Below are 16,694 nucleotides of genomic sequence, written 5' to 3'. Positions count from 1 at the left end.
CTAACTAACACCTATTAATATTATAATTTTAAATTAAAATATTAATCAATTAATTAAAGAATTAACTAAATCATAATAAAAAGGTAAATAATTAACAAATTGATAATCAGATAACTCGGGATCAAACCAACCTAGCTTGTGCTCAGTTTGATTAATTAACGCTATAAAAGAAGCTTTGATAAAGCGGTTATAACCTATGACTTGAAGGATCTCTTTAGAAGTGAGGGGAACTGCCTTACATTCAATGAGCAACAAAGGATGTAGGCTGTTTTCTTTAGGGAGATAACAAATAATATCCGCTCGCCTTTCGGGTAAAAGAGAGGTAGATATTTTCATATGAGGTAAAGACTGCAGCTCTTTCTCTACTACAATACAGGAACTAGGAAATCCTAAATGCTGGATTAAAAGCTGGATTGCCTGCTGGCGAACAAGCTCTTCAGGAGTAGCTATTAGCCAGTTCTTACGGATGGCACAATAAATTTTTTGCTTTTCTTCTTTCTCCATAATAAGAAGCTCCAAAAATCCATAAGCTTGAGGTTATGAACTTTTGAAGCATTATTTAATTATCCTTCAGGCATGAGAAGATCATAATCTCCGTCTTCACGGCGATAAATAACGTTTAACTTACGATCGACTTCATTACGAAAAAGAAGAAAAACCTCTCCCGATAGCTCCATTTTCATGATAGCTTCATCTAAAGTTAAATATTTAAGAGGCTTTTTTTCTTGTTTAACGATATGATGAGGACGATATTCTTTATCCCTCTGGGATGCATTTTCAGCTTCAATCTCTTCGTTAATTTCTGCTGCTTCGACTTCCTTTAAAGGGCGTAAAACATTAACAGCCATATCCACCATTTCAAGAGGCTTAGCATGATGATCTTTGATTTTTTGCTTATATTTTTTAAGTTGCGTTTGAATTTTATCCACTGCTTTATCAATAGAGGCATACATATCATCAGTGACCGCTGAACTTTTAATGAGTATATGGTTCAGCTTAACGAGAAGGTTGACATGATGCTCAAACCTTTGAATATCCATTGTTATCGTTATATCTATAATAGGTATATCGTATTTTTCAATTTTAGAAAGCTTGTCTTTGATATAGCCTTCCATGGCCTCGGTCACTTGTACATTTCGTCCATTAATAGTTAAGCTATACTCTTCATCAACAAATTCAGCAGCTTTAGATTTGCGGCTCATAGAAACCTCGATTTTATGGATTTGAGATAGGAAATTTAAGTTCCTATTAGCTCCTATTATACAAAAAAATCTAGTAATGGGTAAAGAGAACAAAGCATATCTTTTGAAAATAGCTGCACCAGCAGATACAACTTTTATTTCTCTAGGCCCTTAGCCTCTCCGGTTTGAATTTATAGCTAGACCCTAAGGTCCTAGATAGGCCTTTACAAAGGTTATTACCTTCAAGGCTAAAGGCTTTTAAACTTTATGAAAAATGTTCTATTAAAACAGCGAAAATAGCCAAATTTTAGGCCCCTAACACCCAAAAAATTTTCCCTTTCCTAGCAAACATCGTTAAAAAAGGTTTTTAGCTTTTACCTACCGCCTTGGCCATTTTTAAAACCCTAGCTGTGCATCTAACCTTGCTTTATGCCAAAAAAAGCCCATCAATCGTTAACGCTTTTTTTAAGCCCTATTCCACAAATAAAATACCTTTTTGAACAGCTCTTTAAGCAAGCTCCTACTTAATGGAAACCTGCCTTTAAGGAAAGGTTTAGCTTTTAAGGGTACTTCTTTGTGCTAGAAAAATGCCATCCCAAAGCTTATTCACTGGCTATTATTTCCTATTTCATAAACTTTTCTTCTTGTAAGGGATTTAAAGTTTCTTGATTTCCCCTCGAAAAATCACCACACGAATTCATTGAACTCTTCAATCCACTCAAATATCTTTAGGCTATTAAAAAAACGAGAGAGAGGCCAAATAAAAAAAAATTTTCAGAGGATCTCTAACCTTTAAGGACAGAGGAAGTCAGGCGGAGCTAATGAGGTAAAAGATATCATTTATCTAATAGCTTTACCGTTAGAAGTTTTATACTGCCTCTAAATTCTTTTTCAATTGGGCACGCAGCTTTATATTCCCTAGCTGTCCGCAGGCTGCCATAATGTCCTTACCCTTTGTTGCTCTAAGGAGAGTTTGATAGCCTTGTAAGCGCAAATGCTGACGAAAAGCTTTAACATTCTCTTCAGTAGGTCGGGCAAAACGATCACCTGTTTGGGGATTATAAGGGATAAGGTTAATTTTAACATGAAGGCCTTTAAGGTAATCTGCTAAACGTTCTGCATGTTCTAAAGAATCGTTTACATCCTTAATGAGTACATAAGCGGTAAGAATTTTTAATCCTGTGACTTCATTGTATTCACGCATCGCTTGATAAAGTTGTTGCATATCATGCTTACGGTTGATAGGCATTAAACGTTGGCGAATTGCATCCGTAGGAGCATTGATCGATACGGCCAGATGAGGCTTAGGCCCGGGACTATGAGTGAACTTATGGATCCCTTCGATCACCCCGCTAGTGGAGATAGTCAAATGATTACGTCCAAACCCTAAGCCTTTAGGATCCATTAATATATGGGTAGCTTGCGTAACGTTTTCATAATTATCAAAAGGCTCTCCCATTCCCATAAAGACGATATTACGTATAGGATACCCTAGTACATGGCGAACCACAAAAACTTGGCCGATAATCTCTTCTACTTTTAAATTACGCAGTAATCCCATCCGGCCAGTCTCACAAAATGTACAGCCCCTGCGACATCCCACCTGCGAAGAGATACACAGTGTTCCTCCCGCCTGCATAGGAATTAACACCGCCTCAACCTCAAGGTCATCCAGGGTTTTAAGAAGAAATTTTTTCGTTTCTCCGTCATCTTTTTCTACAGGCACTAAAGGCAAAGAAAGGTCGACTCTTAATAGGATTTCTCTTAAAAGCCTGGAGGCGTTATGAAAAGCTGGATGATGACCAGAGACTGTGCCTGTACGATAAAATTCTTCATAAATTAGACCGGCATGTAGATAACCTTTGCCTAATTCTGCTGCGATAAAATTGCAAAAAGAGTGATGAGTATAGCTTAAAAGATTAACTTTTGAATTCATACCTTGGAAAAATGTGCACCGAAGAGGGCTCGAACCTCTAACCACCCGGTTCGAAGCCGGGTACTCTATCCATTGAGCTATCGGTGCATTTAGCTTGCAAGATTATAGAAAGAATCACGAAAATAGCATTCTAGCGTAGAAGCTTCTTTTTTTAAACCTAAAATTGGCCGTTGCATGCAAATTTCTCATACGCAAGGTTTGATCCTTAAAGTCATTGATTTTCGCGAATATGACCAAATCATGACTGTTTTTACCCCTGATAAAGGAATAGTAAAATGGATCTTCAAAATAAAAAAACCTTCGAAAACTTCTCCACGGGTTAAAATTTCTCCTCTTATGCAAGGTGAATTTACCTATAGCGAAACAAAAGGAGAGATTTGGAAATGTAGAGAAATTATTATCTATAATTATTATTTAAAATTACGTAGAGATTATAGCTTATTAGAAAGTGCTGGACGGATGATTAACACCGTTATAGATTCTCAGCCCTTGCATAAGCCTGCCCCTAAACTTTATAAGCAATTGATCACCTATCTAGAAAAAATTCCTTTTACAACCAATCTATCCGCTTTAGAGCTAAGCTTTATACTAAAAATTCTTAAAAATGAAGGGGTAGCCAATACCCATTTGCAATGCTCTGTTTGTCAAAATCCCCTTCAATCTCTTTACATTTGGCAAGGAGAACATTTCTGTGCCAGGCATACGCCTGCAGGTGCCTTGCTTTTTAATGAAGATGAAACTTTAGCTTGGATGCAGCTGGCTGCCTGTTCTTCTTTTAGCCAGCTTAATACTATTTGCATCCCTGAGCATTTGCCCTATAAAGCTCATCAGCTATTTAAAATTCTTGTGCAGCATTGAATTGTTTCCTATTTGCCTGCTTTTTTCTATTACTTCCCACGCACATGCTTTTCCTTTTTAGAATTTCAATTTTATTCTTGCCCGTATAAAGGTGAGTTTGTTATATTTTGTCTTCTTCAATTTTAAGCGAAAGTGGCGGAATTGGTATACGCGCTACTTTGAGGTGGTAGTGAGAGAAATCTCGTAGGGGTTCAAGTCCCCTCTTTCGCAATCAAGCTTTTGGCCCTCCCTTTCTCCGATCTAATAGCAAGTTTTTCAGTTATCATATTTCTAAATAAGCTCTTTTTTTATCCTCTATTTTATCTAGGAGATGTATTCAAAAACTAGACATTTATGGTTTAATCCTCTATTGTTAGCTTTTTTAATCAACTCTCGATTCTTTCATGGATTGTCGTGCCTATTGCACTGCTGCTTCTTATAAAATAAAGCTTTTTTACGAAATTCTTCGCCAACGTTTTCCTTCGGCCTCTTATCGCGATGCTGTCCACTGTTCTATTCCTCTTCCCAATCTTCCATCCGGCGATGTTTTCTTCTTTTCCTATGGAGCTGTGGTTTGTTGGGGTTTACCCAAGGAAATAGAAGGCGAAATGCTTAAGCTTGTACAACCCTACGAAGAAAAGCATTCTGATGATATTGAGACCGATGAGTTCACTTACCTTTATGGGGAAGCACCTAGAATTTTAGAAGATGAAATTATTTTACCCAATCAAGAAATGCTTACCAAGCTGGCTATCTCGCATGGACTAGCTCAATCTGTTAAGTTAGGAACGTTTGAAAACGCTATTCAAGCAACCTTTAATCAATCTAAACATATTCCTGAAGACTTAGCTAGCAAAGGAAAAATTTCTTATTCTAAAAAAGCTATCCGCAAAAAGATGGGGGAGCTATTTATTGCACGCAACTCTATCAATTTACATGCAGATGTGCTAGATACGCCAGAATTTTTTTGGGAATATCCCGAGCTTGAGCCCTTGTATACGATGGTCGCGAATTATTTAGATATCGAAAGCCGCGTGGAAGTGCTTAATCAGCGTTTAGATGTAGTCCATGAGCTTTTTCAAATGCTAGGCTCTGAGCTTAATCATCAACATTCTAGTCGCCTTGAATGGACAATTATCTGGCTTATCATTATTGAAGTGGTGCTAAATCTATTAAAAGATGTATTTAGAATTTTATGAAGTTTTTATTTATTCTAATCATCCGCCTTTACCAATGGACCATCAGTCCTCTCCTAGGGTCCAGCTGCCGCTTTACACCTTCTTGCTCTAACTATACCTTACAAGCTATTGAAAAGCATGGAGTATGCCGAGGAACATGGCTAGCTATCAAACGTATTTGCCGCTGCAATCCTCGCCACCTAGGGGGAAGAGATGAAGTGCCTTAAAAGGTATTTACTCTTCTGCCAATTTAATAAAGTAAAATCTATAGCCCTACATCTTATTTATGCCTGGTTAATTCTTTAAAGCTCTTTTTATTAGGCTAACTTCTTTTAATCCTTAAAGGCTCCTAACTTTTAAAAAGCGGAAAAATCTTCTCAATCATTCTGCAAAACAGTTGTGAATATGCATGAATTTGCTAGAAAAGAAGAAAACCAGATCATGAAAATTTTAAGCTAAGTAACCTACACCTCTTCACAAAAGGAGCTAAGAATCCAAAATTTCTCCCTAGCCTTTTGTTAATCTTTTACTGTTTAGAGCTGATTCAAAATACACCTTAAGCGGCTAAAACAAAAGCAAGTCGCCTTTAATTATAAATTATTTTACTTCCTACTTTTTCTAATAAACTTTGCCCTCAGTGGGAATTTTATCATTCCCCTATGTTCTTAAATTAGAGTGATAATATTTAGCTCTTTCTATCCCTAAATTTTCCCCTGCTTTTCGATCCTTAACTTTTTATGCTAAGCGCTAATTTCTTAGCTTGTGATTACGTAATTAACGCCTAGCTTCCTCCTGCCAAGAAACGTTGTTATCCCAGCCATAACACCTTGCAGAAAAAGAGAAAAACTCCTTGTCGTTATAATGTGTAGCTTAATTTAATCTTGCTTAGTTGCTGGAAGAAAAGCGGATTACTTGTTTAAAGATAAGATGGCTAAAAGTTTTTATTTCATTTTAGCTCCCCCCCCTTAAAAAGCACTTACGGCCATTCTACAATTGAAAACGCTGCCTTATTACTTCTACGATATCTTTCAAAGGATTTTCCGCTAATTCAAGATTGCGAAGCTTAGAGAGCTGTTCGATTTCTACAGGTAGAGCGGCGAGCTGGTTTTGATTTAATTCAAGCCGTTCCAGCTGAAACAGTTGCCCGATTTCTGTAGGCAGAGCGGTGAGTTGGTTTTGGCTTAAATCAAGCCCTTGCAGCTTAAACAGCCGCCCAATTTCTATAGGCAAAGCGGTGAGGTGGTTTTGATTTAAGTAAAGCCATTGCAGCTGAGACAATTGACCGATCTCTGCAGGCAGACTGGTGAGCTGGTTTTGATTTAATTTAAACGTCTGTAGCTTAGACAGCTGCCCGATTTCTGCAGGAAGACTGGTGAGCTGGTTTTGATTTAAGTAAAGCGCTCGTAGCTGAAACAGTTGCCCGATTTCTGCAGGCAGGCTGGTGAGCTGGTTTTCTCTTAATTCAAGCGTTTGCAGCTGAGATAACTGGCATATTTCTGCAGGCAGGCTGGTGAGTTGGTTTTGATTTAAGTAAAGCACTTTTAGCTGAGACAACTGCCCGATTTCTGTAGGTAGACTGGTGAGCTGGTTTCCTCTTAAATTAAGCTCTTTCAGCTGAAACAGTTGCCCAATTTCTCCAGGCAGACTGGTGAGTTGGTTTTGACTTAAGCTAAGCGATTGCAACTTAGACAGCCGCCCGATTTCTGCAGGCAGAGCGGTGAGTTGGTTCTGATTTAAGTAAAGATATTGCAGCTGAGACAATTGACCAATCTCTGCAGGCAGACTGGTGAGCTGGTTTTGATTTAATTCAAGCTCTTGCAGCTTAGACAGCCGCCCGATTTCTGCAGGCAGAGCGGTGAGCTGGTTTTCTCTTAAATTAAGCTCTTTCAGCTGAGACAATTGCCCCATTTCTGTAGGTAGACTGGTGAGCTGGTTTTGATTTAAGTTAAGCCTTTGCAGCTTAGACAGCTGCCCGATTTTTTTAGGCAGACTGGTGAGCTGGTTTTGATTTAAGTAAAGCCTTTGCAGCTGAGACAATTGCCCGATTTCTGCAGGAAGACTGGTGAGCTGGTTTTGATTTAAGTTAAGCCATTGTAGCTGAGGCAGCTGCCCAATTTCTGTAGGCAGGCTGGTGAGCTGGTTTTCTCTTAAATTAAGCTCTTTCAGCTGAAACAGTTGCCCAATTTCTCCAGGCAGACTGGTGAGCTGGTTTTGATTTAAGTCAAGCCATTGTAGCTGAAACAGTTGCCCAATTTCTGCAGGCAGAGTGGTGAGCTGGTTTTGATTTAAGTAAAGCCTTTGCAGCTGAGACAATTGACCGATCTCTGCAGGCAGAGCGGTGAGCTGGTTTTGATTTAAGTAAAGCCTTTGCAGCTGAAACAGTTGCCCGATTTCTCCAAGCAGACTGGTGAGCTGGTTTTGATTTAAGTCAAGCGCTCGTAGCTGAAACAGTTGCCCAATTTCTCCAGGCAGACTGGTGAGTTGGTTTTGGTTTAAGTCAAGCGTTTTCAGCTGAGACAGCTGCCCGATTTCTGCAGGCAAAGCGGTGAGTTGGTTTTGATTTAAGTAAAGATATTGCAGCTGAGACAATTGACCGATCTCTGCAGGCAGACTGGTGAACTGGTTTTGATTTAAGTTAAGCACTTGCAGCTGAGGCAGTTGCCTGATTTCTGCAGGCAGACTGGTGAGGTGGTTTTGGCTTAAGTCAAGCGTTTTCAGCTGAGATAACTGGCATATTTCTGAAGGTAAATAAGTCAAGCCTACTCTAGATAAATCTAAAGCCGCGATGTTTTTACAATTTTCTTCAATCCAATCTCTAAGAAGCTCTCCTTTTTTTCCTAGAGGCAAGTGTTTAATTTCTTCTCGGCTCAAGTATTCTTTCCCACCAGGAAGTTTTTTCCAAAGTAAAAGGCGATTAATATTTACAAAATAAGAAGAGTAATTGGCCAGCGTTAAACCTCTGTTTTCTTCTGTTTTCTCTATAAATTCTAGAGGAGAAAAAGACTTGGCTAAAGTAAAGATTTGCCTACAGATTGCATTTACCTTTACTACTTCAGAAAGCTTTTCTTCTAGCTTATAAATCCTATCTACAATAAGAGCCTGCTCCTTAACATTTCCTTGAGGAACATGCACTTTACCTATTTGCTTATAAAGAGGAGGCATGACTTCAGTAGCCAGCAGATGATGCCATCTTTTACAGACGCTAAATAAGGAAGGAACTACGCAAGCCTCTAAGATAGGGAGTAGCAATTCATTTGGCAAGCTTTCAATAGATGCCGAAGAGATAGGAGGCATTTTATTCCTTGGGTAGTGATAACTTTTCAGTATTTTATTTATTAAAGGCAATATAAAAAAATTAAAAAAGCAAGTCAAACGAATTTGTATCCTTATCCATGAAAAACAACTCACCGATGACCTACACCACTTTTTTTTCAGATAGATCCAAGGAAAAGGTGGAGACCTTCTAAGCATTTAGGAGCAGCCACAGGTTTTTGCGATTAAGTGACGCGGCAATTTTAGTTTGGCTGAAAGAATGCGATGGATTCTTTGCCTTATTTGAGAAAATGGCTCTTTTTGGTGCAATTCTTTAATTCTTTTACCGTATGATGGAATACAATACGCCTAGCTTCTTCCTGTCAAGAAAGATTGTTCTCCCAGCCTAGCAATCTGCAGAAAAAGAGAGAAACTTCTTGTCGTTATAAATGTTTCGGCTAGTTTAAGCTTACTAAGTTGCGGGAAGGAAAGCGGATTACTTCTTTAAAGATAAGATGGCTAAAAGTTTTTTATTTCATTTTAGTACTACCTCGTTAAGTGGCTTTTTGATATTAATGTAGGTAAGGTTTATTAATTAAGGAGGGGCAATGAATCTAGAGCAATTAAACTCTATTCGCGAACAACTTAATGAATGGATTAATGTTTTCAAAGCCAACTTAGGAAGATCAGAAAGAGTTCACTGGTGCAGATTATACATTTCAGGACTCATATTAGATGGAGAAAGAAAATCTATCGAACCCATGGCAAAAAGGCTTCCTAGAGGAAATGAACAAGCCATTCAACAATTTGTCAATCAAAGCCCTTGGGACCATGCAGCGATGCAACAACAACTGGCACGGCATATGGCTCAAAGCATGGGGGTTAAAAAAGGAGTACTTGTTCTAGACGACACTTCTTTACCCAAGAAGGGAAAGTTTTCGGTAGGGGTAGCCAGGCAGTATTGTGGAGCTTTAGGAAAAATTGCTAATTGTCAATCAATCGTCACGTGGCATTACTGTGAAAAAGGTAAAGAGCATTTTCCTATCCTAGGTGAATTATTCCTTCCTCAATCTTGGACAAAAAGTAAAAAAAGAATGCAGGTAGCCAAAGTTCCTAAAGCAAGATACAAGTTTTTAAAGAAATGGCAGCTTGCTTTACAACTTTTAGATGATATTCTTAAGAAGGATTTTCCCTATGAAGCGCTTGCTTTTGATGCCGGTTATGGAGAAAAACGAGAGTTATTGGGAGAATTAGATAAAAGGCAGTTAACCTTTGTGGCTCAAATTCCTGAAAATCATAGCTTTTGGCCTATCGATATTTCTTTAAATTCCACCAAGAACATTAAAGGTAGGCCAAGAAAATATCCAGAAGTAGCCGATAGAAACTTTAAGCCCCTTTCTGCCAAGAAATGGTTAAAAAAATTGATCCTGCAAGGAGGTAAGTGGCAAAAGGTAAAACTTACCCTTCAATCGAAGAAACATAGTGAAGTAATGGCTATACGTGTTAAAGAAACGATCAGTATAAATACTATGTTTCCAATGCCTCAAAAGATACTCCCCTCTCATGTATGGTAGAATGGATTCATGAGAGATGGAAAATCGAGCAAGGCTATCAGCAGATGAAAGAGGAGCTAGGATTAGATCACTTTGAGGGGCGGTCATGGCTAGGACTCCATCATCATTTGACGTTATGTTTTATGGCTTATAGCTTCTTAACCTTACTGAAATACCAGGCAAAAGATAAAAAAAAATCTCAATGACTCTGCCTCAAGTCAGAAGATTAATTAACAGCTTATTTTGCATTACTATTTGCCCTTTTTGCCAAGCTATTCATGACTCATCCAAAAGGCTATTTTTTGATACCTCTTAAACATAACGAAGTAGTATTAGTCTACTCCAACTTAAAAAGTACTTACGGCCATTCTACAATCGAAAACACTGCCTGATTTTTTCGGCGATATGTTTCAAAGGATTTTCCACTAATTTAAGCGTGTGCAGCTGAGACAGCCGTCCTATTTCTGCAGGAAGACTGGTGAGCTGGTTCCGATTTAATTCAAGCCATTCCAGCTGGGACAGCCGCCCGATTTCTGCAGGCAAAACGGTGAGCTGGTTTTGATTTAATTTAAGCACTCTTAGTTGAGACAGCTGCCCGATTTCTACAGGAAGGCTGGTGAGCTGGCTTTGGCTTGAATCAAGCCATCGCAGCTGAGACAATTGCCCGATTTCTGCAGGCAGACTGGTGAGCTGGTTTTGATTTAAGTAGAGATATTGCAGCTGAGACAATTGGCTTATTTCTGCAGGCAGAGCAGTGAGTTGGTTTTGATTTAATTCAAGCGTTTGCAGCTGAGTCAATTGCCCGATTGCTGCAGGCAGACCGGTGAGCTGGTTTTGATTTAAGTAGAGATATTGCAGCTGAGACAATTGACCGATTGCTGCAGGCAGAGCAGTGAGCTGGTTTTGGCTTAAATCAAGCCCTTGCAGCTTAGACAGCCGCCCGATTTCTGCAGGCAAAACGGTGAGCTGGTTTTGATCTAATTTAAGCTCTTGCAGCTGAGTCAAGTGCCCGATTTCTGCAGACAGAGCGGTGAGCTGGTTTTGATCTAATTTAAGCTCTTGCAGCTGAGTTAATTGCCCGATTTCTGCAGGCAGAGCGGTGAGCTGGTTTTGGCTTAAATCAAGCCCTTGCAGCTTAAACAGCCGCCCAATTTCTATAGGCAAAGCGGTGAGGTGGTTTTGATTTAAGTAAAGCCATTGCAGCTGAGACAATTGCCCGATTTCTGCAGGCAGAGCGGTGAGCTGGTTGTGGCTTAAGTGAAGCTCTTTCAGCTGAGTAAGCCGCCCGCTGCCTGAAGATAAAAAGGGCAAGCCAACCTCGCTTAAATATAATTTTACAACAAGTTGGTCACATTTTTCAATCCACTCCTTAAAAAGCTCTCCCTTTTTATGTAAAGGCAAATACTTGATGTTTTCTTGATTTAAGTATTCCCCTCCGCCAGGAAGTTTTTTCCACACTAACAGGCGATTGATATTCATCAGATAAGAGGAATAATTAGCCAGAGTAAAACATCTTTTTTCCTCGGTTATCCATTTAAATTCTAACTCCATAGGAGAAAGTGAGCTAGCTAAAGCGAAGATTTGTTTAAAGATTGCATTTACTTTTGTTACCGCAGAATGCTCTTCATCTAGCTTATAAATCTTATCTAAAATAAGAGCCTGCTCCTTAACATTTCCTTGAGGAACATGCACTTTACCTATTTGCTTATAAAGGGAAGGCATGACTTCAGTAGCCAGCAGGTGATGCCATCTTTTACAGACGCTAAATAGGGAAGGAACTACACAAGCCTCTAAGATAGGGAACAGCAATTCGTTGGGCAAGCATTCCATAGATGTCGAAGAGATAGGATGCATTTTATTTCCTTGGGTAATAATAACTTTCTCAGCATTTTTATTTTTTAAAAATAATATAAAAAAATTAAAAAAGCAAGTTAAACCAATTCGTATCCTTGTCAATAAAAAACAGCTCACAAATAATCTACCTCGCTTTTTTCAGATAGATTCAAGGAAAGGGGGGAGACCTTCCAAGCATTTAAGAGCAGCCACAGGTTTTGGGGATTAAGTGACACGGCAATTTTGGTTTGGTTAAAAGAATGAGATTGATTCTTTGCCTTAATTGATTCTTTGCCTTATTTGAGAAATCGGATAAGGAAATGCTGAAGAAATATTTTCCGCATGTTCTTTCCTACCATGAGTTCATCACTTTAATGAAAACATGCTTAGTTCCATTTTTTGTTTATTCGCAAGCTTGCTTAAAAAGAGTATAGAGGCATCTCGTTTATCGATTTTATTCTATTGATAGTATGCCATAATCGTCGCATCCATTCCCTTCCAAGTTTAAAAAAAAATAACCAAAAGAGGAAAAGCCTCTATCAGGCACTTCTGTGGCTTCAAACTACATTTAATTGTTAATGATAAAGGAAAAATTTTTACTTATATGCTAGCGCCAGGAGATGTGAGGATCCAAGACCCTTGTCTCTGATTTATCTAAAACATTTTTGGCAAAATGTTTAATGAATTGGCTTAGAGCTTAGATAGAATTGAAGCAAACTTAAAGTGCTTTCTTATCCGATAACTCGTGTTAAGTAAACTTTTATTAAGAAAAAACTTTGACGCCAAAAACAAAAATACTCTAAAAGGAAAATTCCAAAAAAATAAGGGATAAAAAAATGAAAAAATTTTTAACATTTTTGCTGGTGATCATGGCAGCTTATAGCCATTTATACAGCCAAAGCTGTGATCATGCTAGAGGAAGAACCCAAAACGCCTTGATTCCTACTTTTAAATTAGCCTTGGCGCCTCGTCCTACCACCGATGAAACGGCTATAGCATTTTTTGGAGAAGTAGGCAGGAGGAATTATCGTGCCAATGGAACAGTAGGTTGGCTCTACAGCCATGAAGATCGATTCAAGCTTTCAGCTGAATATTTAACACAAAGATTAGGCTATCGTTTTTCTACCGGAAAAAAAGAACGTTGGATGCATCAATATGCTCTTGGCGCTAAATATCAGCATGATTTTTATCATCAGTTTTTCAATAAGGTGGAAGCAACAGCCTATTACTCTTATGCTACGTCTCACAATTTAAAGCCTAAGAGATGTGAAGATTTTCTTTACTGGCGCCGTATTGCTGGCTCTAGCAGCTATGGAGGCTCCCTAGGGATAACCATAACCCCTTGGTATTCCGGCCGCTTTCAGGTAGATGCAGATTTTGACAGGGTAAGCTACCGTCGAAAATATAGATCTAGAAAACATCTATCTGGCTTGGGGGCAAGCTTTGGCTATCAACAACAAATTGCTTCCCATTTTCTTCTTGATCTTTTAGCCGAATTTAAACGCCCTTATAATTATGGAAAAGTACGTTTAAGCTGGTCTCAGCCTGAATGGACAGGATTGACCGTAGGATTATTTGGCGCGCATACACAAGGAAAATCTCACCTTCCCAACCTTACCACTGCAGGTATCGAGCTTACCTACGCTTTTGGAACACAAAAACCGATGGATAACAACGCCTGCACTCCCTGCTATTGTGACCCTGCTTTAGCAAGCTGGGTGAGTGCACCTGCAGTTTATATGCCTGAAGTGCTAGCGATTGCGGAAGAAAAAAGAAAGAAAATAATTGTGCCTCCCTCCTGCCATGAATTGAATCATTCCCCTATCCCTAATTTTAGCTTTTCAGGTAATGAGCTCTATAGCTTTGATATCAGCCCTTATTTTAGCAATCCCAGTGGAGGAGCTTTAACGTTTAGTGCCTCCGGATTACCGGCAGGGGCAAGTATTAATTCAACGACAGGACTCATCTCAGGAATAGGCTTACAAGACAATCAGGTATATAACATCGTCATTACGGCTACAGCTAGTGATGCTTGTGCAAGCCTAAGCCAATCTTTTACCATTGACTTTCCTTGTGTTCCGCCTACCTCCACCCCCCTGGAGAATCCAGTAAATTTGGCTGTACTTAGTGGTCAGCCCTATACCTTAAATCAAGCCACAGGCCATTTTTTTAGTCCAAACGGTGAGCCCTTTACCTTTACGGCTACAGGGCTACCTCCTGGCTCATCCATTAATCCCACAACAGGGGTAATCACAGGAAGTTCAATAGGATCGGGACCTACATTTACCGTAACCATTACAGGAACTACCCCCTGTGGTTCAACTAGCCAAAGCTTTGTTCTAACATTTTATTCAGCTTAAGCAGGAATTTTTGCTTGATAAGCTAAAAATTAAATGTTGGAAAAAAGCATGCAAGAGGGTAATGAATAATGGGCATCGCCCCCTTTAGCAGGGGGCGTCTCGCCCTTATCTTTTTGATTGCTATGGCCCCGTCTAACAATGAAAAAGTTGAGAGAGATAAATAAAAAAAAGAGGATAGATAGGAGAATAGGAAGGTTTGAGAAAGAGCCGGGAAGTAGAGATTTTTTATGCCTCAATACAAAATTGTCCATTTAAATTATTGCTTAGGCATGGGCCGGCTATAAGTATTAGCCCACTCCCTTCCCCCTCATTTTCAATGAGCACATGTAAAAATCAATTTAACTTGCAAATCTTCGAGGAGAGATTTTTCACCTTTAAGATTAGAAATTTTGTCTATTAATCTTCGTCTTACACTGTCATTTTCCTTAGCAAGAAGAATCAAGTGATCTTTCAATAAGTCAATGTTAGAATTAGTCAAAGGTACTTCTTTTAAGCTTTTCATTAATTCATTCGTATACTTATCAAGCTTTTTGGCGCTTTCTAACATTTTAATGGAAGAATTAACAGGATGAGTCTCTATCCATTGGCGCAGTTCTTCTATTCCTCTATCTTCATCTTTTTTTTCTAAGACCTCATACTCTTGATAAGAGTGGACTCCACATGAAGTAAATAAACTAAAAATATAATTCATTATTTCCTCTCTTTTTTATAGGTTAATGAATAAAAATATTAGAGCAAAACTCTATTCTTTTTAGCTAAGAAACTAGAAATTGCTCTTTCATTACACGCTGGAGTTAAAACTATCATATTCTTTTTTGTAAAGACAGTCTATCAAAAGTTTTAAGGTTCATCCCCCCTCGCTTTAATAAAACAGTTTACTAGGGGAAAGGCCATAAGGCTTGTTCCTATGAACATATCAGCGCTGCCAGCTCCTTGCCCGCCATCGGTAGCATTTAAAGCAAATATGGAAGATACACCTCGAGTAAAGGTAACAGTTGCACCTGCTAAAAGGTAGGTAGTACCCAAATTCCTATTATTCCCATAGGTCTCAAAGATATGATGACCAAGTTTTCTCACATAGTTGCCCCCAGGGATCCTCCAGACGCCAGCTGATAAATACTTCACTTTTTTAATTGTAGAAGAAAGCTTCTCATCATACCTAATCGTGCTATCCTTGATGGCTTCTTGCGCCTCGGCAGGTTTTTTCTTAGCTAGATCAAAAATTTTTTCCTTTAAATTGCTTTCACACTTTCCTTGAAAAGGCCCATCACTATTAAGCGTTTGAGAAAGACATTGCATACAAGCGATGAATTTATTTGTAAGAGTAGCGTTAGAGGCGTCAATATGGCTGATTAATGAGGTAATATCCCCCGTATTGAGCACATTGGAAGTTTGCCCTGCGGCATCGGTAAATGCTGTCATATTTATATGAACTACCATATTCTATTCCCTCAATCTTTTAAAAATATTGATTACTAAACTTAACCTAATAGGTATTTTAAAACAAAAAGATAAAGAATAGAAATATTAATTTCAAGAAAAAAAACTGCTTTAATGAGAAAATTAATTATTTTTCATTCAAGTAATGAAGAAATCGAACTATATCATTCTAATGCGTTAACAAAAATTTATTACAAGTCACCTAGTAAACTTTTACCGTAAGCGGTCACGGGGGTTGCCAATAATTTTCTGATAAATAAAATAATTTCTAGAGTTTATATTTACTTAATCATATATTGAGTAGTATGCAACCCTCATACGAGCAACTATTTAAAGAGAATGCAGAGCTAAGGGCTGAGATTATTCAGCTAAGAGCTGAAAATGCGCAGCTAAAAGCTTTAGTGAATAGACTAGAAAAGATAATCACCAAACTTGAAGCACGCATTGCCCAGCTGGAAGCACAGCTTAATCAGAATTCTAAGAACAGTTCTAAGCCACCATCGACTGATCAGAAAGCTAATCGTTCAATTACACCAAAAGCAGGAAATCGACCTTATCATCCTGGTGCTAGTCGTCAACTGCTACCTGCTAGTGCAGTTACCTCGCATGAAGTTCGTAGTATAAAAGTTTGTCCACATTGTCGCTCAGCTATGCAGGCGACTGATAAGGTTTTTTCATGGCAGCAGATCGAGCTTCCTGAAATTAAACCATTGGTGCATCAAATCGATTTAGTGACGAGCAGATGCCCTTGCTGCCATCTAGAAACACGGCCTGGACTTGAAGAGAATGAGCAATTCTTGCTTGGTCCTAGGCTTGAAGGCTTCATTAATCTGCTGATGGGACAATATCGTCAAGGGCACCGGGCCGTGCGCACCATGATTAGTGCTTTATTGCCTAACGTGGCTTTAAGCCAAGGTCTTATTTCTAAAGTTAAAGCTCGCACCGCTGCCTTACTTGTTTCGTCTTATGAAACACTCGTTAAAGCAGCTATTACTACACAGCAGCCTTTGCATTTAGATGCAACGAGCTGGCGTCATGCCGCTACTAACGAACATTTGCTAGTACTACGTGTAGGAAATGTGATTGCTTATGCATTAAGACCCTATCAAAATGGCGCTACTCTA

The 16,694-nt window shown here is 38.8% G+C and carries 13 protein-coding genes, 2 tRNA genes and 1 pseudogene; 8 read left to right on the top strand and 8 right to left on the bottom strand.

Annotation, left to right across the window (positions count from 1 at the left end; genetic code table 11):
- Positions 1 to 45: 45 nt before the first annotated feature.
- The 4 genes from NEOC84_RS09280 to NEOC84_RS09265 form a co-directional block, all read right to left on the bottom strand.
- A complete protein-coding gene (locus NEOC84_RS09280; RefSeq protein ID WP_166158504.1) occupies positions 46 to 504 on the bottom strand; it encodes a type I restriction enzyme HsdR N-terminal domain-containing protein in 459 nt (152 codons plus the stop codon).
- A gap of 59 nt (positions 505 to 563) precedes the next feature.
- Positions 564 to 1,202 carry a ribosome-associated translation inhibitor RaiA gene (gene raiA / locus NEOC84_RS09275; RefSeq protein WP_166158501.1) on the bottom strand — a complete coding sequence of 213 codons (639 nt, stop codon included), beginning with the start codon at positions 1,200 to 1,202 and terminating at the stop codon, positions 564 to 566.
- An 847-nt stretch (positions 1,203 to 2,049) separates the two neighbouring features.
- Positions 2,050 to 3,117 carry a 23S rRNA (adenine(2503)-C(2))-methyltransferase RlmN gene (gene rlmN, locus NEOC84_RS09270; protein ID WP_166158498.1) on the bottom strand — a complete coding sequence of 356 codons (1,068 nt, stop codon included), beginning with the start codon at positions 3,115 to 3,117 and terminating at the stop codon, positions 2,050 to 2,052.
- A 14-nt stretch (positions 3,118 to 3,131) separates the two neighbouring features.
- A tRNA-Arg gene (locus tag NEOC84_RS09265) sits at positions 3,132 to 3,204 on the bottom strand.
- A gap of 87 nt (positions 3,205 to 3,291) precedes the next feature.
- Between NEOC84_RS09265 and recO the strand changes: the two genes are divergently transcribed.
- From recO to yidD, 4 genes are all read left to right on the top strand, one after another.
- Positions 3,292 to 3,975, top strand: a complete 684-nt coding sequence (gene recO, locus NEOC84_RS09260; RefSeq protein WP_166158495.1) for a DNA repair protein RecO — start codon at positions 3,292 to 3,294, stop codon at positions 3,973 to 3,975.
- A 126-nt stretch (positions 3,976 to 4,101) separates the two neighbouring features.
- Positions 4,102 to 4,185 (top strand) — tRNA-Leu (locus tag NEOC84_RS09255).
- Between the two features lie 173 nt (positions 4,186 to 4,358).
- A complete protein-coding gene (locus tag NEOC84_RS09250) occupies positions 4,359 to 5,153 on the top strand; it encodes an RMD1 family protein (protein WP_166158492.1) in 795 nt (264 codons plus the stop codon).
- A complete protein-coding gene (gene yidD, locus NEOC84_RS09245) occupies positions 5,150 to 5,359 on the top strand; it encodes a membrane protein insertion efficiency factor YidD (RefSeq protein ID WP_166158489.1) in 210 nt (69 codons plus the stop codon). The genes NEOC84_RS09250 and yidD overlap by 4 nt, the downstream gene beginning before the upstream one ends.
- 760 nt (positions 5,360 to 6,119) lie before the next feature.
- On the opposite strand, the gene NEOC84_RS09240 is transcribed toward yidD, so the two are convergent.
- Complete coding sequence (locus NEOC84_RS09240) at positions 6,120 to 8,426, bottom strand: leucine-rich repeat domain-containing protein (RefSeq protein ID WP_207391850.1); 2,307 nt, start codon at positions 8,424 to 8,426, stop codon at positions 6,120 to 6,122.
- Between the two features lie 566 nt (positions 8,427 to 8,992).
- Between NEOC84_RS09240 and NEOC84_RS09235 the strand changes: the two genes are divergently transcribed.
- Both NEOC84_RS09235 and NEOC84_RS09230 read left to right on the top strand, forming a co-directional pair.
- Positions 8,993 to 9,958, top strand: coding sequence for an IS701 family transposase (locus tag NEOC84_RS09235; RefSeq protein WP_166158483.1), 966 nt, complete (start codon positions 8,993 to 8,995; stop codon positions 9,956 to 9,958).
- 14 nt (positions 9,959 to 9,972) lie between these two features.
- A pseudogene (locus NEOC84_RS09230) lies at positions 9,973 to 10,143 on the top strand (IS701 family transposase); the annotation flags it as partial.
- Positions 10,144 to 10,306: 163 nt separating this feature from the next.
- Here NEOC84_RS09230 and NEOC84_RS09225 read toward each other — a convergent pair.
- Complete coding sequence (locus tag NEOC84_RS09225) at positions 10,307 to 11,791, bottom strand: leucine-rich repeat domain-containing protein (RefSeq protein ID WP_166158480.1); 1,485 nt, start codon at positions 11,789 to 11,791, stop codon at positions 10,307 to 10,309.
- A gap of 815 nt (positions 11,792 to 12,606) precedes the next feature.
- Here NEOC84_RS09225 and NEOC84_RS09215 point away from each other — a divergent pair.
- Positions 12,607 to 14,130, top strand: coding sequence for an Ig domain-containing protein (locus tag NEOC84_RS09215; RefSeq protein ID WP_166158477.1), 1,524 nt, complete (start codon positions 12,607 to 12,609; stop codon positions 14,128 to 14,130).
- 313 nt (positions 14,131 to 14,443) lie between these two features.
- On the opposite strand, the gene NEOC84_RS09210 is transcribed toward NEOC84_RS09215, so the two are convergent.
- The gene (locus tag NEOC84_RS09210; protein WP_166158474.1) at positions 14,444 to 14,821 is read right to left on the bottom strand and encodes a hypothetical protein; all 378 of its coding nucleotides are present in this window, start codon (positions 14,819 to 14,821) and stop codon (positions 14,444 to 14,446) included.
- A 149-nt stretch (positions 14,822 to 14,970) separates the two neighbouring features.
- Entirely contained in the window at positions 14,971 to 15,570 is a 600-nt protein-coding gene (locus NEOC84_RS09205) for a hypothetical protein (RefSeq protein ID WP_166158471.1), read from the bottom strand.
- Between the two features lie 305 nt (positions 15,571 to 15,875).
- Between NEOC84_RS09205 and NEOC84_RS09200 the strand changes: the two genes are divergently transcribed.
- Positions 15,876 to 16,694 (top strand): DUF6444 domain-containing protein (locus NEOC84_RS09200; protein ID WP_166158468.1); only part of this gene is annotated, 819 nt, incomplete at its 3' end.

The sequence above is a fragment of the Neochlamydia sp. AcF84 genome, assembly GCF_011087585.1.
Classification (GTDB): domain Bacteria; phylum Chlamydiota; class Chlamydiia; order Chlamydiales; family Parachlamydiaceae; genus Neochlamydia.
This window is presented reverse-complemented; position numbering and strand designations above follow the sequence as displayed.